The sequence below is a fragment of the Microbacterium aquilitoris genome (assembly GCF_031932285.1).
In the GTDB taxonomy this organism is placed as follows: Bacteria; Actinomycetota; Actinomycetes; order Actinomycetales; family Microbacteriaceae; genus Microbacterium; species Microbacterium aquilitoris.
The window spans coordinates 73,624-92,449 of sequence record NZ_JAUZVT010000003.1; the positions used below are offsets into that span (position 1 = coordinate 73,624).

Here is an 18,826-nt window from a genome sequence, read left to right on the forward strand (position 1 = left end):
GGACACGCTCATGGCCACCGCCACGCGCAAGACCAACTGGTTCGCGATCTGGATCAGCGTGGGGGTGGTCGTCGTCCTCGTGGGCCTGGTCGCCGTCGTCGCCGTGTTGAACTCCCGGGCGACCGACCCCGGTCCGGCGCCCGCGGCCAGCGGCATCAACCGGGAGACCGGCGCGATCACCTTCGGCAAGGGGCCCGACAAGGTGTCGACGTACGTCGACTTCATGTGCCCTTACTGCGGTCAGTTCGAAGAGGCAGAGGGCAAGACCATCTCGGGCCTGGTCGATGACGGCAGCATCACCCTCGAGGTCCACCCGGTCACGATCCTCGACCGTCTCTCGCAGGGCACCGAGTACTCGAGCCGTGCGGCATCCGCCATGTACGCCGTCGCCGAGGCCGACCCGGGCAACGCCTACGCGTTCTTCCGGGCTCTGTATGACAACCAGCCCAAGGAGCAGACCCCTGGCCTGACCGACGACGAGCTGATCTCGCTCGCCAAGGACTCCGGCGTGAAGATGACGGCGAAGCTCGAGAAGGCGATCAAGGACCACGAGTACAAGAGCTTCGCGCAGTCGCAGGAGCTCCCCGAAGGCGCCACGGGTACGCCGACGCTTCTGGTCAACGACCAGATCGTTCCGGTCACCTACGACGCTCAGAAGGACATCGTCGCCAACCTCACGTCGCGTTGACCGGTAGCCCCCGGCGCGTGACGCGCCCGAGTGGCGGGGTGATCCGATATCACGTACACTAAATCTTTGGTGCGTTGCGCCTGTTTCGGCGTGTCACCACAATCCCCACTCACCGCAGACCGACCGGTCTGCCAACTGTAAGCGAGCGTATGGCCAAGAAAGACGGTGTCATCGAGATCGAGGGCGTGATCTCCGAGGCTTTGCCGAACGCGATGTTCCGCGTCGAGCTCAGCAACGGTCACAAGGTCCTGGCCACGATCTCCGGCAAGATGCGGCAGAACTACATCCGCATCATCCCCGAAGACCGCGTGGTCGTGGAGCTGTCGCCCTACGACCTGACCCGCGGCCGCATCGTCTACCGCTACCGCTAGACCGGTCGAGAAGTAACGCTGCGCTCGTCAGAGCGTCGGCGAAGACAGCGAATCAGGAACATCATGAAGGTCAACCCCTCCGTCAAGCCCATCTGCGACCACTGCAAGGTCATCCGCCGCCACGGCCGCGTCATGGTCATCTGCAAGTCGAACCCGCGTCACAAGCAGCGCCAGGGCTGATGGGATGCCGCGTCTTACGCGGCCCGCAGGCTCACAACTGAATACATCTCGGCAGGATCAGAACCCGTTCAGCGGGGGACACCTCGGGTCGGAGGCCCGGGCACCGATCCTGCTCCACACCTCCACCGACTCCTAGGAGACATCGCATGGCACGTCTTGCCGGCGTTGACATCCCGCGCGACAAGCGCGTGGTGATCGCCCTCACCTACATCTACGGCATCGGCCGTACCCGCTCCGTCGAGATCCTCACCTCGACCGGTATCGACGAGTCGATCCGCGTCAAGGACCTCAGCGACGAGCAGCTGGTCGCTCTCCGCGACCACATCGAAGGCACCTACAAGGTGGAAGGTGACCTCCGCCGCGAGGTCGCCGCTGACATCCGCCGCAAGGTCGAGATCGGCTCGTACGAGGGCATCCGCCACCGTCGCGGCCTGCCTGTGCGCGGCCAGCGCACGAAGACCAACGCGCGTACCCGCAAGGGTCCCAAGCGCACCGTCGCCGGCAAGAAGAAGGCGCGCTAAAGCGCCGCCGCCACAGGTTTAGGAGAACACTCACATGGCACAGGCCAAGTCCGCAGCGCGCAAGCCGCGCCGCAAGGAGAAGAAGAACATCGCGTTGGGCCAGGCCCACATCAAGTCGACGTTCAACAACACGATCGTTTCGATCACCGACCCCTCGGGTGCGGTCATCAGCTGGGCCTCCTCGGGTGGCGTCGGCTTCAAGGGCTCGCGCAAGTCGACCCCGTACGCCGCCGGCATGGCCGCCGAGTCCGCTGCGCGTCAGGCGCAGGAGCACGGCGTCAAGAAGGTCGACGTCTTCGTCAAGGGCCCCGGCTCGGGCCGCGAGACCGCGATCCGTTCGCTGACCGCTGCCGGCCTCGAGGTCGGTTCGATCCAGGACGTCACGCCCCAGGCCCACAACGGCTGCCGTCCCCCGAAGCGCCGCCGCGTCTGATCCTCGACGGATGCCGGGGGTGGCGACGCGAGTCGCGCCCCGGCATCCCGGACACAACTCAACACTTCACCAATTGCACGTGTCATATAGCGGTCACGTGATTGAAAGGAACACATAGTGCTCATTGCACAGCGTCCCACTCTGACCGAGGAGAAGGTCGGCGACTTCCGTAGCCGATTCGTCATCGAGCCCCTGGAGCCCGGCTTCGGCTACACGATCGGCAACGCGCTGCGTCGCAGCCTGCTGTCGTCGATCCCCGGTGCCGCGGTCACCAGCATCCGCATCGACGGCGTGCTGCACGAGTTCAGCACGGTCCCCGGTGTGAAGGAAGATGTCACCGAGATCATCCTGAACATCAAGCAGCTCGTGGTGTCGAGCGAGCGCGACGAGCCCATCACGGCGTACCTGCGCAAGACGGGTGCCGGCGAGGTCACGGCCGCAGACATCTCCGCTCCGGCGGGTGTCGAGGTCCACAACCCCGACCTGGTCATCGCGACGCTCAACGACTCGGCGAAGTTCGAGCTCGAGCTGACGATCGAGCGTGGCCGCGGCTACGTCTCGGCCACGCAGAACCGCAACGAGTACGCCGAGGCTGGTCAGATCCCGATCGACTCGATCTACTCGCCCGTCCTCAAGGTCAGCTACCGCGTCGACGCCACCCGTGCCGGTGAGCGCACCGACTTCGACAAGCTCGTCCTGGACGTCGAGACCAAGTCGTCGATCAGCCCCCGCGACGCCGTCGCATCGGCCGGTCGCACGCTGGTCGAGCTGTTCGGTCTCGCCCGCGAGCTGAACGTCGAGGCCGAGGGCATCGAGATCGGCCCCGCGCCGGTCGCCGAGGTCCTGACCAACGAGCTCTCGATGCCGATCGAGGACCTCGACCTGTCGGTCCGGTCGTACAACTGCCTCAAGCGCGAAGGCATCAACACGGTGTCCGAGCTCGTCGCCCTCTCGGAGACGCAGCTCATGAACATCCGCAACTTCGGTCAGAAGTCGGTCGACGAGGTCAAGGACAAGCTTGTCTCGCTCGGTCTGTCGCTGAAGGACTCGGTCCCCGGGTTCGACGGCTCGCACTTCTACGGCGGCTACGACGACGAGACCGTCTGATCGGATCTCGGTTCGCCGGGTCCTTTTGACTGACTTTCATTCCCAGGAGTAATTGACATGCCCAAGCCCACGAAGGGTGCCCGCCTCGGAGGCGGCCCCGCACACGAGCGTCTGATGCTGGCGAACCTCGCCGCTTCGCTGTTCACGCACAAGTCGATCACGACGACCGAGACCAAGGCCAAGCGCCTGCGTCCGTTCGCCGAGCGTCTCGTGACGTTCGCCAAGCGCGGCGACCTGCACGCCCGCCGCCGCGTCCTCGCGGTCATCGGCGACAAGAGCGTCGTGCACGAGCTGTTCGCCGAGATCGCCCCGCTGGTGGCCGAGCGTGAGGGTGGCTACACCCGTATCACGAAGGTCGGCAACCGCAAGGGTGACAACGCCCCCATGGCCGTGATCGAGCTCGTCCTCGAGCCCGTCACCCCGAAGGCGAAGTCCACCAAGAAGGCTGCTCCGGCCGCTGCCGCTCCGGCTGCTGCCGAGGAGCCCGCGGTCGAGGAGACCGAGGTCGAGACGCCCGCTGAGGACGCCGCTGCCGGTGCCGAGTCGCCCGAGGAGGGCGCTGCTGCCGAAGCCACCGCCGAGGACGCCGTCGCGTCCGAGGACGAGAAGGCCGACGAGGCCAAGTAAGGCTCCCTCTCCGGAGGGAATCCGAGGGCCCGCCCCCGTTTCGGGGCGGGCCCTTTCTCGTACCCCTGCGCCGTGCACGTGTCGTCACCGGGCGAGCGGATGCCGTGGCTGCGGCGTCAGCGCGGGTGCGGTCAGCGTGAGCGGTGGAAGGTGTCGCCGACGGCCCACTGGGCAAGCTCGAGCCGGTATTGCAGTTGTGCGCGGCCGTTCTCGACACCGTCGATGGTGGAGGCGACCGCGGCGGCGTAGCGCGCACCTCCGCTGGCGCCGGGGTGGATGCCGTCGCCCGCCAGCAGGTCTTCGTGGCCGCTGATCGCGCCCGACCAGTCGGCGACGGCGACGCCCGGCGTCCGGGCGGCGAAGTCCCGCAGCTCGTCGTTGACGCCGGGGATCCAGTCCCGCGGCGCATGCGCCGTGACGAGGATGAGCGTGCGGTCGGCGCCGACATCCTTCTTCAGCCGCGCCAGGTCATCGGGGTCGACCGGCCCGTTGGTGCCGAGTCCCACGACGACGAAGTCGCGCAACTCGCCACGGGCGGCGAGACGGTCGACGATGGCGACGCCGGCGCTCATCGACCGTGAGACCTTGGCGTCGATGGCGACACCCGGCATCCGGTCGAGCAGTCCTCGAGCGGAGGCGAGCATGACGGAGTCGCCGACGGCGGTGACGCGGGTTCCGGCGACGCGGGCGGGCGCCGGGGGAGCGGGGCGGCCGTCGGGGGCGACGCAGAATCCGTCGTCGTCGGCGAGGTGCGCCGAGGGACATTCGGGGCGGAGCATCGGATCGTCGGTCAGGATCGCGGCGCCGGGGAGGGTCACGTGCTGCGGGCCCGCGGAGTCCGCGTCGAGCGCCGCCTGACCGTCCTGCACGACCGCCTCGCTCGAGGCCATGGGCGGAGCGTCGGCGACGGCGGCGGTCGTCCCCGCCACCACGAGGAGGCCCGCAGCGACGGCGGTGGTCGCGGCGAGGCGCCGGATCGGTCCGCCGCGGAACGCTCGGGTCAGCGACCGCAGCGCGGCGCGCAAACCGAGGCGCCGGACGGGCTGCTCGACGAAGCGGTACGACACCTCGGCCGCGAGCACCGTCAGGGCGAGGGTGAGGAGTGCGACCTCGACCGGCACCGCGACGTCGGGGGAAGTGCGGGTCGTCGCGACGGTGAGGAGGACGACGAGCGGCCAGTGCCACAGATAGATCCCGAACGAGCGCTCCCCGATCCACCGCAGCGGCGGGGTGTCGAGCAGTCGCCCCAGCGTCGAGGCGGAACGCACCGCGGCCGCGATGGCCACTGCCGTCAGAGCGGATGCCGCGACGAGAAGCCCCGGGAACGTCTCCGGGCCCGTTCCGGGCGTCACGAAAGCGAGCCCGACGACGCCGACGACTGCCGCCCCGCCCACGACTCCGGGGACGCCGCGAGAGCGCTCGGAGGGGCGCAGGAACGCGAGGGCCACGCCGAGGAGCAGCCCGAAGGCATGCGTGTCGGTGCCGTAGTAGACGCGCGTGGCGTCGCCGCTCGCCAGGGCGACGGCTGTCAGAGCGGATGCCGCGGCCAGAGCGATCGCGATCGCGACCCGGCCCCGCCGCAGCAGCAGGACGAACGGCAGGACGAGCGGCCAGAGCAGGTAGAACTGTTCCTCCACAGCGAGGGACCAGAGGTTCCGGAGCAGTTCTGGGGTGGAGGCATCGAATCCGCCGCCGAAGTAGGAGGACCCGGCAGCCACCGCGACCCAGTTGTAGGCGAAGGTCGCCGCACCCGCGAGCTGCGCGCCGAGCCCGACGAGGACGTCGCCGCCGACCATCCAGGCGAGGGAGGCGCAGACAAGGACCATGACCCCGATCGCGGGGAGCAGGCGCCGAGCCCGGCGGCGCCAGAAGTCCCACAGGCGGAGCCGGCCGTGCTCCTCGTGCTCGCGGACGAGGAGGGTGGTGATGAGGAATCCGGAGATCACGAAGAAGACGTCGACGCCGAGGAACCCCGCCGGGAGCGCGGGGAAGAGGTGGTAGACGACGACGAGCAGGACGGCGACAGCGCGGAGTCCGTCGAGTCCTGACAGGCGCGCGGAAGGGGTTCGGTTCATGTCGGGGGCAGACATCGGGGGAGGGCGATCACGGGCCGGACGGCGAAGGGCGGAATCCAGTCTAAAGAGCCATGCTGAGGACCGAGAGTCTCTTCCGGCGCGGCGCCTTCGCGGATAGGTTGGCAGCACCGAGACACGGACGAGCGCCGCAGACGTCACCGCGATCCGGCTGGCGCCTCGTTCCCAAGAAGGGACGGCCATCATGGCGGGGAACATCATCGTCGGAGTCACGGGCGCGGCGGTGTCGCGTCGGGCAGTGGACTGGGCGATCGAACGGGCGGCGCGGCGACGGCAGTCCATCGAGCTCCTCGCGGTCGTCGGGGGAGCCATCGGCGCCATCGGCGAGGCGGAGGTCCTCGGGGCGGCGCAGACCGCGACGCAGCAGCTGCTCGATGCAGAGGCGCGGCGGGTGACGGATGCCGGTGTCCCGGTGTCCACGCGGGTCGAATCGGGCAACCCCGTCACGAAGCTCGTCGAGGCGTCGTCGGGAGCGGCGATGCTCGTGATCGGCAGCGACTACCGCGGCCCCGGCACCGGCCCGGCGCGCGGGGTCCATGGCATCCGGATCGCAGCCGGCGCGGCGTGCCCCGTCGTCGTGATCCCCGACCGGGACCTCGGCGAGGGGATGGGCGTGGTGGTCGGCGTCGACGGCTCGGACGTGTCGGAGCACGCGATCGAGTTCGCGGCATCCGAGGCCGACCGTCTCGGCGAGCCCCTCATCACGGTCAGCGTCTGGACTCCGGTGCACACACCGCGGAACGCGATGGAGGTCTACCCCGACCTCTACCTCGCGAACATGCAGTCCACGACCGAGGAGGTCCTGGCGTTGTCGCTCGCGGGGCTCTCGGCGCGCTACCCGGACCTGCGCATCATCCGCCGGGTGGAGCGGGGACACCCCTCGCACGTGCTCGCCGGTATCGCGGCGGATGCGCGCATGGTCGTCGTGGGCACGCACGGTCGGGGTGCACTCGCTCGCTTCCTGCTCGGTTCGATCAGCCAGGAGCTGCTCTCGCACCTTCCGACGGTGACCGCCGTCGTCCGGTGACGCGCAGCGGCGGGGGACGTGCGAAAGTGAGGGCATGACCCACACGACCTCCGTCCTCGTCATCGGCGAGGCCCTGATCGACATCGTCGAGCGCGACGGCGGCGACGTCGAGTTCGTCGGCGGCAGCCCCGCCAACGTCGCCGTCGGCATCGCGCGGCAGGGCGTGCCCGCGAGCCTCCTGACGCGCCTCGGGCGCGACGGCCGCGGCCGCCGCATCGCCGCGCAGGTGACGGCGTCGGGCGCGGCGATCGAGGAGGCGTCGTGGACGGATGCCCCGACCTCCACCGCGAAGGCGCGGCTGCGCCCCGACGGGTCGGCGGAGTACGAGTTCGACATCGTCTGGGCCCTCGATGCCGAGGCGGCTGGGGCAGCGGCAGAGGCGGCATCCGTCGTCCATGCGGGGTCGATCGCGCTGTTCCTCCAGCCCGGGGGAGAGGTCGCGCTCGCGACACTCGAGGCCGCGCGACGTGACGGCAGGATCGTGACGGTCGACCCGAACGTCCGCCCCGCGCTCGTGGGCGACGACCCGCGGCCGATCGCCGAGCGGGCGTTCGCGGCCGCGAGCCTGGTGAAGCTCAGTGACGAGGATGCGGAGGCCCTCTACCCCGGCATGCCCGCCGACCGGGTGCTGCAGACCATCGCGGCTCTCGGCCCGGGCGTCGTCGTGATGACCCGCGGCGGGGAGGGGGCCCTCGCCCTCGGTCCGTCGGGGGCGTCGGAGGTCGCTCCGATGGTGGTCGAGGTGGCCGACACGATCGGGGCAGGGGACGCGTTCATGGCGAGCCTCATCACGAGCCTCGTGGACGACCCGGACCTGCTGGCCGGAGACCCCGCGGCACTCGACCTGGCGCTCCGCCGTGCCGCACTCACGGCGGGCATCACCGTGTCACGCGAGGGCGCGAACCCGCCCACGCGGGCCGAGGTCGACGCGGCGCTCTGACGGCCGCGGATAGGCTGGCAGCGTGCGCCTGCGGATCGACCTCGCCTACGACGGCACCGACTTCCGGGGTTGGGCGCGCCAGCCGAACCTCCGCACGGTGCAGGGCACCCTCGAGGCGGCGATCGCGCGCATCCTCGGCGGCGATCCCCGCCTGGTCGTCGCAGGACGAACGGACGCCGGGGTGCACGCGTCGGCGCAGGTCGCCCATCTCGACCTCACCGAGGGGCAGGAGCGGCGGCTGCTGTCGGGACGACGTCCCGAGCCGGCCGCCCTCGCGGGCCGCATCAACGGCGTGCTGGGGCCGTACCCCGACGTCGCGGTCCATCGCGTCGACGTCGCTCCCGAGGGGTTCGACGCGCGGTTCTCCGCCGTCTGGCGCCGATACGCCTACCGCGTCGCCGACCGCGTCACGGGCTATGATCCGCTCGAGCGGGGCCGCACGACGTGGGTCGCGGCCGAGCTCGACGTCGACGCGATGGATGCCGCCGCCCGCAGCCTCCGCGGACTCCACGACTTCGCCGCCTACTGCAAGCCGCGCGAGGAGGCCACGACGATCCGGACGCTCCTCGAGTACGGGTGGCACCGCGACGCATCGGGCATCCTGATCGCCTCGGTGAAAGCCGACGCGTTCTGCCACAGCATGGTGCGCGCGCTCGTGGGGGCCTGCGTCGCCGTCGGCGAGGGGCGGATCGAGATCGGCCGGGTCGCGGAGATCCGCGACGAACTCGAGCGCACGAACGAGGTCAAGGTGCTCGCCGCACGCGGACTGACCCTGACGGAGGTCGGGTATCCGGCGGACGATCTGCTCGCTGCGCGCGCCGAGCAGACGCGGGCGCGCCGCGAGCTCGGATCCCCTGACGAGTGATCGTCGCCTGTCGGGCAAAAAAGGAACTCCCCTCGGGCCGTGACCAGGGGGGAGTTCCTTTTGCGTTGGTTCGCGAGAGCCTTATGCCCGACGAGCGCGGCGCACCGACGTGGCGACCGCGATGCTCGCGCCGGCGAGGACGAGCACGCCGCCGCCGACCCAGAGGCCGAGGAGAGCGTCACCGTCGAAGCCGGTGTTCTGGAGGACACCGCCGCCGCCTTCGCCACCTGCACCGCTACCGGTCGCCGCGACGGAGATGGTCGTCGACGCCACGGTTCCACTTTCCTGACCGGTTGCGGTCAGTTCGTAGGAGCCGGTCGCGTTGTCGGGGAGGGTGACCTCGACCGAGGCGTTGCCTTCGGCATCGGCCGTCTTCGTGACGGACGTCGAGTCCACGACGAAGGCGACGAAGGCGAGCGAGCCGCCGGAGGCGTTCTCGCCCCGGAGGGTGAACGTCACACCCTCATTGGCGGCGAAGTCCGTGAACGACACGGTGCCAGGAGTGCCCGGAACCAGAGCGCCGGGAGCGGAGACGACCACGGGGTCGGGAGTGTAGGCGCTCGCGACGGCCGGTGCCGCGAAGACCGCCGCGACGGCGATGGCGAGAGCCGCCGATGCCTTGCTGATCTTGTTCTTCATGGTGACTGCTTTCGGTCGTCGAGAGTTCGAGGCTCGGACGGCAAGAAAAAATCCAACCGACCGCCCCTCGTTGGTTGGACATAGCCAGTATCCAGGAATCGTTCAGATTCAGCAAGGTAAACGGGTTTCGGTCTGGTAAACAGTGCCTCACTTCGTCACATCGCCCGCGGCGGGGAATCCGCCGATGCGCGCATAGACTGACGGGACCGCGGGGAGGGGTCATGATGCGGATGAGAACCATGCGTCTGGCCGCAGCCACCGCGATCGTCGGTGCCGCCGTCGTCCTGTCCGGCTGCGGGCCGTCGCCCTGGGCCCTGCAGAGCCCGACCCCGTCCGCGCCCGCGCCGTCATCCTCGGCTCCCGTCGTCGTCGCCCCGCCCGTCGAGAACGACCTCTCGAGCGGATCGACGCAGCGCGACCTGACGGCCGGCGCCGTGAAGGCAGCCGTCAACTACTGGTCCGAGCTGCGGATGGACCGGTGGACGCCGAACGCCGTCAAGCCGGTCAGCCTGTCTCTCGTCACGACCATCACGCCGAACGACGGCCAGAAGGTCTACCTGCAGAAGGCGACCATGCTCGCCGTCCCCGCCAATGCCACGGAGACGTTCCCGGCGCTCGACCCGCAGACCGACGAGGCGACCGTCAAGAACGGCTACCTGGTGCTCAAGCCCTACAGCTATTCGCAGACGTTCAACGTCGGTCAGGTCCCCGAGAGCGCGACCTACGTGACCCTGCAGTTCACGTTCGACTTCCTCGTGCAGACCAAGCCGAAGTCCGACGAGTACGCCAAGCAGACGGCCACCGACACGGTGACGGTCGCGATCGCAGCGCAGGCGGCATCCGGAACCGACGGCTGAGCCGGCGGATGCCGGGGACCGCCCGGCGCCGCAACCTCAAGAACCTCAAGATCAGGTAAAGGCCGCCGCGAGGCTTCGTGAAGTCCGCGGTTTGCGGGCTGTCGCGCCCCTACGGTGAAGACGTGGCACTGGCGGCGGTGACCCGAACCCCGCCGCCGGTGCCCTCCATCCCTTCACTCGAACGAGGTTCGCGCATGCCCATCCGTCCCCACGCCCGCCGCCGGCTGGCCGTCGTCGTGCTGGCCGCTGCGGTAGCGGCCTCGCTCTCGGGCTGCGCTCAGATCGTCGAGGCGTTCAACTCCGTCTCGGGTTCGAGCGGTGATGCGGCGGCGACGCCCGCGCCGAACGCGACGCCCGCGGTCGGAACGACCGACATGCCGTTCGACTCGCAGTTCAGCTACGACGGCTCGGTGCAGATGACGTACGAGGTCGCGGACGGCCTGCAGATCGTCCTCGACTTCTGGGCCGTCGACTCCAAGCGCACCCAGGAGTGGCATCCCGACAACCCGAAGACGTTCGGCTTCGCCGTCAACGTCAAGGACACCCGGGTCGACGAGAAGGCCGTCCTCAAGCAGAAGCGTCGCGTCTTCCTGTCGAACGTCACGATCAGCTCGCAGACGGCGCAGACGTCCAACCAGGTGAGCTCGCCGTTCCAGTTCAGTGCGGACCCTCGCACGCTCGTGCCCACCGACACGCTCCGCTCCGCGCGCGGCCTGCTCATCAACAGCTACCAGGGAGGTCTGCTCGTCCCCCAGACGACGATCAACCAGCTGCCGCAGGACACCTACGGGATCACGCTGCAGTTCGCGCTCGACATCTGGGTCGAGGGCACCGCCAACGACGACAAGTCGTTCGCGCAGCAGACGGTCTACCCGGTCATCCCCATTGCGATCTATCCTCGTGAGACAGGAACCGACGGATCCACGGGGGGATCGTCCGACGGAACGTCGTCGAACGACACCACTCAGGGAACCACGGGTACCGACGGTTGGACTTCGACCGGCGGCACCGGCGGTCCCACCACTCCGTGAATCCAGTTCGAGGAACCGACGTGACCAGTCCGTACATCCCCGGCCCTCAGGGCTGGCAGCCCGCGCAGCCGCCTGTCGGCGCGTGGCCCGGTCAGAACGCTCCGGAGGGGTCCCCCTGGCAGCAGCAGGCCTGGCCCGCCGCACAGGGGCAGCAGCAGCCCGCAGCGCCGCACCAACCGGCCGCGCAGCAGCAGCCCGCTGTCCAGCAGTGGCAGCCGGCTCAGCAGTGGCCGCAGCCGGCTGAGCAGCAGTGGCACCAGCCTGCGGGAGCATGGCAGGATGCCGCGCCGCAGGGCTCGTGGCAGGCGGCTCCCGAGCACGCCGGCTTCGGGGGTGCTCCGAGCGGTCCGGGAGAGATCGTCCCCGTCGACGAGTTCGCCGACGACTTCTCCTCCGTGCTCGAGAACTCCTCGGTCCACCGCTCGACGATCGGATGCATCGTCCCGGCGTACAACGAGGCCGAGTCGATCGCCGACGTCATCCGCTCCCTCCTCGAGCAGAGCCGCGTGCCCGACGTCATCCACATCGTCGTCAACAACACCTCGGACGACACCGTGAAGATCGCGTCCGAGTTCTCGGGACCGCACGAGGTCGAGACCGAGCTCGGGCTGCAGTTCACCGAGGTGTTCGTCCACGACATCGGCAAGAACCCCGACAAGAAGGTCGGCGCGCTCAACTACGGCTACGCGCTCGTCGAGGGCTACGACTACCTGCTCGGTGTCGACGGCGACACGACCGCCGACCGCCGCGCGGTCGAGTACCTCGAGAACGAGGCCGTGGCCGACTCCCGCATCGGCGGGATCTCCGCGATCTACACGATCGACGACCGGCCCATCAAGGGATTCATCGCCAAGTGGCTGATCGCCGGTCAGCGCACGCAGTTCGCCGCGTTCAACATGCAGAACCTGCTGCGCGGTCGCAACATGGCCGTGCTCGGCGGACAGTTCTCGATCTTCTCGACCACGGCGCTCCGCGACATCATGAAGGAGAACCACCAGAACTCCCCGTGGGTCAAGGACTCCGAGGTCGAGGACTCGCTGCTCTCGCTGCAGATCAAGTCGGCTGGCTACCTCACCAAGATCAGCCCGTTCGCCCGGGCGGATGTCGGTGGCATGACCACGCTCAAGGGCTACGACGCCCAGCAGGTCAAGTGGACCTACGGTGCGATCGAGCTCATGTGGCCCGGCCAGCGCGGTGACACGAAGGGTCAGCCCTTCCACCCGAACCTGCGCCTGCGGTGGTTCGAGCAGTTCTCGATGCTGACGAACTTCTTCGTGCGCGTCGCGTTCATCACGCTGCTCATCGCGTCGCTGTCGATCAACGCCTTCGTCTTCTCGCCGTGGTGGCTGCTCCCGCCCCTCGTGGCCGCAGGGCTGAACTTCCGCATGGCCCGGTCGATGCAGAAGGCGAATGGGCGCGACATCGCGTTCGCGGTGCTGCTGTTCCCGGCCGAGATCTTCATGTGGATCCGCATCAGCCACTTCATCCGATCGTGGACCCGCTTCCTCTCGAAGAAGAAGGTCGACAACTGGGCCCTGCAGGCGCGAGCCGAGAAGGGCGGCGTGAGCTTCGGCCACTGGACGCCGTTCATCATCTTCGGCATCGTCGCGATCGCGATCGCCGTCATCTGGAACCTGCTCGACCCGGTGACGCAGTCGGCCATCCTGTGGGTCGGCTGGCCGATCGTCGGTGTCGTCACCGTCCTGCAGACCCTCACCATGGCGATCAAGCTGTTCCAGCGTCACCAGGGCTTCAAGGTCTGACCCCTCGCCCGCGGGTGTGCGCGGGTGCAATGGTTTCGCCGCGACACGCCGGTGTCTGAGGCGTGGATGCCGGGTGTCGCCCGGCATCCATTGCATCCGTGAACAGCGCGCACGGGGTTGGCGCGGAGCCGGTGTGCTCGCGGCATCCGCCCGTCCGTCGTGTGGTGACCCGGCGCGGGGCCCAGAGGCTCGCGCCGGGGTGTTCACGGATGCAAGGGATCTGCAGCGACACGCCGGGGATGGGCCTGAGGATGCCGGGTGTCATGCCGGATCTATTGCATCCGTACACGCCGGGCCGCACCACCCGCACCCGCGCCATGCGGCCGCGCGCGAGCGGCGCCCGGGTCAGGCGCTGGCGACGGTTTCGGAGGTGAGGCGGTAGCCGACCCCGCGGACGGTCTCGATGTAGCGGGGGTTGTTCGGGTTGTCGCCGAGCTTGCGGCGCAGGTTCGTCATGTGCGCCTCGATCGCGCGCTTGTCGGCCTCGCCGACGAAGTAGCTCGTGACGTAGGACTCCCCGCGCAGCACGAGGGTCAGGTCGGCCTTGCTGCGGACGCGGCGCTTGGATTCCATGAGCGTCGACAGCAGGTCGAACTCGGTGCGCGTGAGGGTGAGCTCCCGGCCGGCGACGAGGACCATGCGATGCTCGGCATGGACGGCCAGGTCGCGGTGCACGGTCCACCCCGGCCCTCCCACAGGAGGGGTGGCGGATGCCGGGGCCACCGCGGTGCCCGGGTGACCGCCCTGCGGCGGCATGCCCTGGGGCGGCATCCCCTGCTGCGGGGCGCCGTACGGGGGCGCACCGTACTGGGGGCCGTTCGTCTGCGGGACGACGACGGCGGCACCCGGCTGGGGCTGCTGCGGGTCGGTGTAGACGGGCGTCATGATGCGCTCGTCGAAGACGGGCGAGGTCGGGGCGGCGTCGAACTGCGGCTGCGCGGCGGGGCGTGCTCCGGGGAAGGAGGGACCGGCGGCATCCTGTCGGGGAGCGGCGGCAGCCGACGAGCCGGTCGCACGGGGACGCCGCAGCAGCGACTCGACGCGGGCGCGCAGCTCGCGCGGGCGGAAGGGCTTCACGACGTACTCGTCGGCGCCGGCGCCGAGACCGAGGACGACGTCGGCCTCTTCTTCGAGACCGGTGATCATGATGATGTAGGTGTCGCTCTGCGCACGGATGCGGCGGGCCGCCTCGAACCCGTCGATGCCGGGCATGTTCACGTCGAGCGTCGTGATGAGCGGCTGGTACGACAGCACGGCGCGCACGCCGTCGATGCCGTTGCCGACCGAGACGGTCGAGAAACCGGCGGCTTCGAGGACCTCCACGATGAGGTGGCGGATGTCGGGGTCGTCCTCGACGATGACCGCTGTCTTATGCATAGACATCGAATCGCTCATCGTTCTCTGCCCCCCGTCCCGGTGTGAAAGTCGGTCCTCATGCTACACAGGGCGCGGACCCGCGATCGGGACTCACCGCACGCCGTCGGTCAGCTCGACGCCCGCCTGCGGCCAGTACACGCCGGCGGCGGGCCCGCCGTTGCACTCGCCGTCGCTCTCGCCGGCCGGCTTGATCCAGAGGTTCGTGTCGACCACGCCGTCATGGAACGTGCCGCCCGGTTCGCCGACCCGCTGGCCCGGCGGGTTGCACCACTCGCCGTCCGACGTCGCCTCGCCGTTGCGCGAGGTGTCGACGATCGCGTGCGCGCCGCCGAGGAGGGCCGACAGCGATCCGGCGTAGGCGAACTCGTCAGCGGATGCCTGATAGTTCGACACGTTCGTCGCGAACCCGCGCACCCGGTCGATCACACCGGTCTGGCGGATCAGGTCGGCCATCTCCTGCGGCGGAAGCCAGTTGCTGTGCCCGCCGTCGATGTAGATCCAGGTGCCCGCCGAGGTGATCTCGTCGACAGCGGTGCTCAGCTGGCGGGCGCGTTCGGCGATGTTGCCGCACTCCTCCGCAAGGGCGATGCTGTCGGGTTCAAGCACAACGATCTTCTGCACCTCGGGAGCCGTGTCGAGGGCCGCGCCGATCTCCCGCAGCCACACCGGGTAGTCCTGTTCCGACAGTCCGCCGGCGGAGTGGTTGCCGCAGTCCCGGCCGGGCAGGCCGTAGACCACCAGGGCGACGGAGCGACCCTGGTCGCGTGCCTGCGAGATGAGGTCGAGCACGGTGCCGCCGGCGGTGCCGATCGGGTCCTGCTCGGGGGTCAGCCAGTAGGCGGTGGGCTGCGCGGCCAGGTAGTCGGCGGCATCCTTCTCGTCACCGGCCAGGTCGCGCGCGGCCGCGGCGGCTTTCGCCTGCGACGGCGCGATGACGGTCGTCCCCAGGTGCGGAGGTTGAGCGGTGAGGGCGTGGATGCCTCGGGTCACCGCGCCTCCGATCACTCCGATGAGCACCAGAACCAAGACGAGGACCACGATGATCGCCACGGGGACGAGTACGCGGGCCGGCGGCATCCGCAGCTTCCTGGGAGCCACTCTTGAACTCTAGTCATAGGCTGAACATCGATGATCACCGTCGTCTCTTACAACCTGCGCAAGCACGCCGCCGCGGGCGAACTCACCGAGCTGGTGGGCCGCTACGACGTCGACGTGCTGTGCCTGCAGGAGGTGGACACGACCGACATGCCCGAGCGCATCGGCGGTCTCGTCCTCGCCGACGCCACGAGGTCGAACCGCCTGGGCTTGGCGATCTACTACCGCGAGAACGGCTTCCGCGCGGGTGCGAGCAAGACCTTCTCGCTCAAGAAGTCGCTGCACGACATCGTCTTGAAGCCGGCGGACGAGCGGATGCTGGGGCTCAACCTGCACGACATCGATTCCGGCACCGACTTCATCGTCTCGTCGTTCCACGCGGCTCCGCTGACGGCGCTGAACTCGCTGCGCCGGCATCAGATCCGCGCGGCGCTGAAGGAGCTGTCGACGCTCGGCAAGGGCGCGCCGATCCTCATGGTCGGGGATTTCAACTACCCCGTGTTCAAGGAGAACCTGAGCCAGGTGATCCGTGAGAGCGGCTACGAGTTGAGCCTCAGCGACGCGCGCACCTACACGCGCTACAAGTTTTTCAAGGGGTACTACGACTTCGCGACCTCGAGCGGTTTCGAGATCGAGCAGGTGCGGACGCTCCCGCAGGGCGCGAGCGATCACCTTCCGATCCTGGTGACGGCGAAGCCGATCCAGCCGAAGAAGCCGAACGCCGCCTGACTCAGTCGTCGGTGCGGTTGCGGTGACGGCGGACGGCCGCCGCGACGAGCACGACGGCTCCGGCGGCGATGAGCGCGCCGGCTCCGATCCACAGGCCCATGAGCTGGTTGCCGTCGAACCCGGCGCGCACGAGCGGGTCGCTGCTGTCGCTTGTGTCGATGACGGCGCTCGAGGTGCCGCCGGCGGAGGTCGCTGAGACGGCGGCGATGTTGTAGACACCGCGCGCATCGGAGGGCAGGGTGATGCGGATCACGGGCAGAGCCCCCGACGCGTCGGAGGTGAACTGCGCGCTCGCCGTCGAGACGGCGGTGCGAACGAGTGCGAAGGTTGCCGCGGCGCCGTTCTCACCGGTCACGGTGACGGTGACGGTCTCGTTCGCGCCGAAGGTGGTCGAGTCGCACTCGAAGGTGATGGTGTCGCCCGCACCGGCACCGGCGGCATCCGACGAACAGGCGTCGACCGGCGGGTAGATGGTCGACGCATTCGCGACGGCGGGCGCGCCGAAAGCCATCGTGACGATGAAGAGGACGGTCAGAAGGGCGCGGGGGGAACGGCGCATGGGGTGCTGCTTTCGGGCCGGGTACTCACCCGAGTGTAACTGAGGCGTTCCGACCTGGGGTTTCTGCCCGATGACGTTTGCGCAACTCCCGGCTCAGCGGAGGCTGAGGTCAGACCCGGTCGGGTCGCACGACGCGTCGACGATCGGCGACCGCGACGCGTCGGCCGTCGGGGTGACCCACGCCTCAGCCTCTCGGATGTCGGTGTCGGCGACGACGTCGATGCTCACGGACTCGGTCTCGCCCGGCTTGAGGTCGAACGTGTACGAGAGCACCTGGCGGCCGTCGATCATGGCACCGCCGAAGCCGGCGCCCGTCGAGGTGGTGGAGGGTCCGATCGCGAAGCCCGCGGGCAGGTAGACCTCGCCGACGACGCGGGCGATGCCTTCGGGGACTCCGTATGAACCTGCACCGGTGATGTACTCGGGCAGTGATGTCGCCGCGTCGGCGGGAACGGTGTTGGTCAGCGTGACCTGCAGCGAGAGCGTCCGCGGGGTCGAGCCGGTGCCGCAGCCCGACCAGCTCAGCTGCACGTCGGGTGTCACGTAGTAGTCCATCTTCGAGCCCGTGCCGTCGTTGAAGTAGACGCCCATGCGCGCCGTGTCGGCGGTGCTCTGCACCGGCTCGCCCGCCAGCGTCGTGCCGGCGAGGACCGTCTCGTCCGCCTTCTTCGCGCTCCACAGGTAGAGGCGGTGCTCGGAGCCCGCACGGCCCAGCGCGGTGATGAGGGCGCCGGGGTTCACATCGCCCTTCGTGAGGGCGGTGAAGACGGCGCCCGCGGCGGCCGAGAACACCAGGTCCTGCTGGTCGGCATCCGGGTAGCGGATGTACACCTCGTTGAGGAGGAAACCCGCCGCGTTCTCACTCGTGAGCACGTCGCCCGTCGGGAGGGTCACCGGTCCCGTGGCCTTCAGCAGATACGACAGCGCCACGGGGTCGATGGACATGACGCCGTCGGCCGTCACCCCGTTGCGTTTCGCGAACTCCGTCGCGAGCTGGGACGTCAGGCGGAAGTCGGGTACCTGCGTGATGTTCTGCAGGAAGCGGCCGGGCTTGGCGTTGTAGATCGTGCGGTAGTCGCCGAGATCGAGCACGGAGTCCGGGTAGGACGGGATGCCGCGGGCCTGGATCTGCTCGCCGAGGGCGAGCGCTCCGTCCTTCGCGACAATGGGGGTCATCGACCCGACGATCCCGCCGAGCGTCCGCCATTCGGAGTTGTTCTGCACGAGCAGCAGGTGGGTGCGGGGGCCATCCGCGCCGAGCATCGACGGCAGCAGGGCGCTGGCGCGCGCGAGGGCGTCGGTCCCCGAGGCGACCTCCGACAGCAGTCCGCCGAGCTTGTCGACGGCATCCGCGATGGGGGTGACGAGGGGAGTGCGGTCGATCGACGCGACGTCGTCGCGAGCGGATGCCGCCACCTTCGCCGCCTTCGCTGCGGGGTCGGCGAGCGCCGAGAAGACGGACGTGTCGATTCGTCCGTCGACGGGGACGAACGCTTTCACACCGAAGCCGCCGGCCACCGAGGCGATCGGACGGGCCGTGCCGTCCACAACGTCGTCCACCGCCTCAGCGACATCGGCGACGGCGGCCAGCTGCGGCCCGATCCACGGCACTCCCTCGGCTCCCTGCCAGATGGGGTCGGACGTCAGCGACCGGGCGTTCGACGTGTCCTCGGCGAGGTCGTCGAGGGCGGCACGCGCGGCGCTCAGGTTGTCGATGTCCTTGGCGATCGCGGGCGCCTTCTGCTGCGCGGCCGAGAGGTGCCAGTAGGCGAGGTAGCCGCGCACCCCGAGCCAGCCGATCGCGAAGACGAGCAGCAGGAGCGCGAGCCCGAGGACCCAGACGACGACGCGGCCGGCGGTGCGGGCGGCGGGAGGGAGGAAAGTCTCGGGCATCGGCATGATCCTACGGTGACGCCGCGACGGA

The 18,826-nt window shown here is 69.3% G+C and carries 20 protein-coding genes; 14 read left to right on the plus strand and 6 right to left on the minus strand.

Annotation, left to right across the window (positions count from 1 at the left end; all coding sequences use genetic code 11):
- Positions 1 to 10 precede the first annotated feature (10 nt).
- From Q9S78_RS13890 to rplQ, 7 genes are all read left to right on the plus strand, one after another.
- Complete coding sequence (locus Q9S78_RS13890; protein WP_311870773.1) at positions 11 to 688, plus strand: DsbA family protein; 678 nt, start codon at positions 11 to 13, stop codon at positions 686 to 688.
- A gap of 149 nt (positions 689 to 837) precedes the next feature.
- Positions 838 to 1,059, plus strand: coding sequence for a translation initiation factor IF-1 (infA, locus tag Q9S78_RS13895; protein ID WP_017201569.1), 222 nt, complete (start codon positions 838 to 840; stop codon positions 1,057 to 1,059).
- A 63-nt stretch (positions 1,060 to 1,122) separates the two neighbouring features.
- Complete coding sequence (rpmJ, locus tag Q9S78_RS13900; RefSeq protein WP_005050492.1) at positions 1,123 to 1,239, plus strand: 50S ribosomal protein L36; 117 nt, start codon at positions 1,123 to 1,125, stop codon at positions 1,237 to 1,239.
- Positions 1,240 to 1,385: 146 nt separating this feature from the next.
- Positions 1,386 to 1,760: a 30S ribosomal protein S13 gene (gene rpsM / locus Q9S78_RS13905; protein WP_018187329.1), complete on the plus strand. Its 375-nt coding sequence runs from the start codon at positions 1,386 to 1,388 to the stop codon at positions 1,758 to 1,760.
- 34 nt (positions 1,761 to 1,794) lie between these two features.
- On the plus strand, positions 1,795 to 2,193 hold the full coding sequence (gene rpsK / locus Q9S78_RS13910; RefSeq protein ID WP_018171470.1) for a 30S ribosomal protein S11: 399 nt from the start codon (positions 1,795 to 1,797) through the stop codon (positions 2,191 to 2,193).
- 117 nt (positions 2,194 to 2,310) lie between these two features.
- Positions 2,311 to 3,300, plus strand: a complete 990-nt coding sequence (locus Q9S78_RS13915; protein WP_018187328.1) for a DNA-directed RNA polymerase subunit alpha — start codon at positions 2,311 to 2,313, stop codon at positions 3,298 to 3,300.
- 57 nt (positions 3,301 to 3,357) lie between these two features.
- Entirely contained in the window at positions 3,358 to 3,927 is a 570-nt protein-coding gene (rplQ, locus tag Q9S78_RS13920; protein ID WP_020098650.1) for a 50S ribosomal protein L17, read from the plus strand.
- Positions 3,928 to 4,058: 131 nt separating this feature from the next.
- On the opposite strand, the gene Q9S78_RS13925 is transcribed toward rplQ, so the two are convergent.
- Positions 4,059 to 6,002 (minus strand): acyltransferase family protein, encoded by a 1,944-nt coding sequence (locus Q9S78_RS13925; protein ID WP_311870774.1) that lies wholly within the window; start codon positions 6,000 to 6,002, stop codon positions 4,059 to 4,061.
- A gap of 202 nt (positions 6,003 to 6,204) precedes the next feature.
- On the opposite strand from Q9S78_RS13925, the gene Q9S78_RS13930 reads away from it, so the two are divergent.
- Genes Q9S78_RS13930 through truA form a run of 3 tightly spaced genes read left to right on the plus strand, consistent with a single transcriptional unit; the run spans position 6,205 to position 8,852 of the window.
- Positions 6,205 to 7,047 carry a universal stress protein gene (locus Q9S78_RS13930; protein WP_018187325.1) on the plus strand — a complete coding sequence of 281 codons (843 nt, stop codon included), beginning with the start codon at positions 6,205 to 6,207 and terminating at the stop codon, positions 7,045 to 7,047.
- 34 nt (positions 7,048 to 7,081) lie between these two features.
- Positions 7,082 to 7,987 (plus strand): PfkB family carbohydrate kinase, encoded by a 906-nt coding sequence (locus Q9S78_RS13935; protein ID WP_311870776.1) that lies wholly within the window; start codon positions 7,082 to 7,084, stop codon positions 7,985 to 7,987.
- A 22-nt stretch (positions 7,988 to 8,009) separates the two neighbouring features.
- On the plus strand, positions 8,010 to 8,852 hold the full coding sequence (truA, locus tag Q9S78_RS13940; RefSeq protein WP_311870778.1) for a tRNA pseudouridine(38-40) synthase TruA: 843 nt from the start codon (positions 8,010 to 8,012) through the stop codon (positions 8,850 to 8,852).
- Between the two features lie 81 nt (positions 8,853 to 8,933).
- Here truA and Q9S78_RS13945 read toward each other — a convergent pair whose 3' ends face one another.
- Positions 8,934 to 9,491 carry a hypothetical protein gene (locus tag Q9S78_RS13945; protein WP_311870780.1) on the minus strand — a complete coding sequence of 186 codons (558 nt, stop codon included), beginning with the start codon at positions 9,489 to 9,491 and terminating at the stop codon, positions 8,934 to 8,936.
- Positions 9,492 to 9,721: 230 nt separating this feature from the next.
- On the opposite strand from Q9S78_RS13945, the gene Q9S78_RS13950 reads away from it, so the two are divergent.
- From Q9S78_RS13950 to Q9S78_RS13960, 3 genes are all read left to right on the plus strand, one after another.
- On the plus strand, positions 9,722 to 10,348 hold the full coding sequence (locus tag Q9S78_RS13950) for a hypothetical protein (protein WP_311870782.1): 627 nt from the start codon (positions 9,722 to 9,724) through the stop codon (positions 10,346 to 10,348).
- 194 nt (positions 10,349 to 10,542) lie between these two features.
- Positions 10,543 to 11,379, plus strand: a complete 837-nt coding sequence (locus Q9S78_RS13955; protein WP_018187320.1) for a hypothetical protein — start codon at positions 10,543 to 10,545, stop codon at positions 11,377 to 11,379.
- A 20-nt stretch (positions 11,380 to 11,399) separates the two neighbouring features.
- On the plus strand, positions 11,400 to 13,142 hold the full coding sequence (locus tag Q9S78_RS13960; protein ID WP_311870784.1) for a glycosyltransferase family 2 protein: 1,743 nt from the start codon (positions 11,400 to 11,402) through the stop codon (positions 13,140 to 13,142).
- A gap of 345 nt (positions 13,143 to 13,487) precedes the next feature.
- Here the strand turns inward: Q9S78_RS13960 and Q9S78_RS13965 are convergent, their stop codons facing one another.
- Entirely contained in the window at positions 13,488 to 14,519 is a 1,032-nt protein-coding gene (locus tag Q9S78_RS13965; RefSeq protein ID WP_018187318.1) for a response regulator transcription factor, read from the minus strand.
- A 90-nt stretch (positions 14,520 to 14,609) separates the two neighbouring features.
- Positions 14,610 to 15,617 (minus strand): glycoside hydrolase family 6 protein, encoded by a 1,008-nt coding sequence (locus Q9S78_RS13970; protein ID WP_231370976.1) that lies wholly within the window; start codon positions 15,615 to 15,617, stop codon positions 14,610 to 14,612.
- Positions 15,618 to 15,647: 30 nt separating this feature from the next.
- On the opposite strand from Q9S78_RS13970, the gene Q9S78_RS13975 reads away from it, so the two are divergent.
- Entirely contained in the window at positions 15,648 to 16,343 is a 696-nt protein-coding gene (locus Q9S78_RS13975) for an endonuclease/exonuclease/phosphatase family protein (protein ID WP_018187316.1), read from the plus strand.
- Position 16,344: 1 nt separating this feature from the next.
- On the opposite strand, the gene Q9S78_RS13980 is transcribed toward Q9S78_RS13975, so the two are convergent.
- Positions 16,345 to 16,902 carry a cell wall protein gene (locus Q9S78_RS13980; protein WP_311870786.1) on the minus strand — a complete coding sequence of 186 codons (558 nt, stop codon included), beginning with the start codon at positions 16,900 to 16,902 and terminating at the stop codon, positions 16,345 to 16,347.
- Between the two features lie 93 nt (positions 16,903 to 16,995).
- Positions 16,996 to 18,795 (minus strand): DUF4012 domain-containing protein, encoded by a 1,800-nt coding sequence (locus Q9S78_RS13985; RefSeq protein WP_311870788.1) that lies wholly within the window; start codon positions 18,793 to 18,795, stop codon positions 16,996 to 16,998.
- Positions 18,796 to 18,826: the final 31 nt, after the last annotated feature.

Bases quoted from the DNA above. Each gene is read 5' to 3' on its own strand.
- Q9S78_RS13890 (WP_311870773.1), top strand. From the start codon at position 11: ATGGCCACCGCCACGCGCAAGACCAACTGGTTCGCGATCTGGATCAGC.
- infA (WP_017201569.1), top strand. From the start codon at position 838: ATGGCCAAGAAAGACGGTGTCATCGAGATCGAGGGCGTGATCTCCGAG.
- rpmJ (WP_005050492.1), top strand. From the start codon at position 1,123: ATGAAGGTCAACCCCTCCGTCAAGCCCATCTGCGACCACTGCAAGGTC.
- rpsM (WP_018187329.1), top strand. From the start codon at position 1,386: ATGGCACGTCTTGCCGGCGTTGACATCCCGCGCGACAAGCGCGTGGTG.
- rpsK (WP_018171470.1), top strand. From the start codon at position 1,795: ATGGCACAGGCCAAGTCCGCAGCGCGCAAGCCGCGCCGCAAGGAGAAG.
- rplQ (WP_020098650.1), top strand. From the start codon at position 3,358: ATGCCCAAGCCCACGAAGGGTGCCCGCCTCGGAGGCGGCCCCGCACAC.
- Q9S78_RS13925 (WP_311870774.1), bottom strand. From the start codon at position 6,002: ATGAACCGAACCCCTTCCGCGCGCCTGTCAGGACTCGACGGACTCCGC.
- Q9S78_RS13930 (WP_018187325.1), top strand. From the start codon at position 6,205: ATGGCGGGGAACATCATCGTCGGAGTCACGGGCGCGGCGGTGTCGCGT.
- Q9S78_RS13935 (WP_311870776.1), top strand. From the start codon at position 7,082: ATGACCCACACGACCTCCGTCCTCGTCATCGGCGAGGCCCTGATCGAC.
- Q9S78_RS13945 (WP_311870780.1), bottom strand. From the start codon at position 9,491: ATGAAGAACAAGATCAGCAAGGCATCGGCGGCTCTCGCCATCGCCGTC.
- Q9S78_RS13950 (WP_311870782.1), top strand. From the start codon at position 9,722: ATGAGAACCATGCGTCTGGCCGCAGCCACCGCGATCGTCGGTGCCGCC.
- Q9S78_RS13955 (WP_018187320.1), top strand. From the start codon at position 10,543: ATGCCCATCCGTCCCCACGCCCGCCGCCGGCTGGCCGTCGTCGTGCTG.
- Q9S78_RS13965 (WP_018187318.1), bottom strand. From the start codon at position 14,519: ATGCATAAGACAGCGGTCATCGTCGAGGACGACCCCGACATCCGCCAC.
- Q9S78_RS13975 (WP_018187316.1), top strand. From the start codon at position 15,648: ATGATCACCGTCGTCTCTTACAACCTGCGCAAGCACGCCGCCGCGGGC.
- Q9S78_RS13980 (WP_311870786.1), bottom strand. From the start codon at position 16,902: ATGCGCCGTTCCCCCCGCGCCCTTCTGACCGTCCTCTTCATCGTCACG.
- Q9S78_RS13985 (WP_311870788.1), bottom strand. From the start codon at position 18,795: ATGCCCGAGACTTTCCTCCCTCCCGCCGCCCGCACCGCCGGCCGCGTC.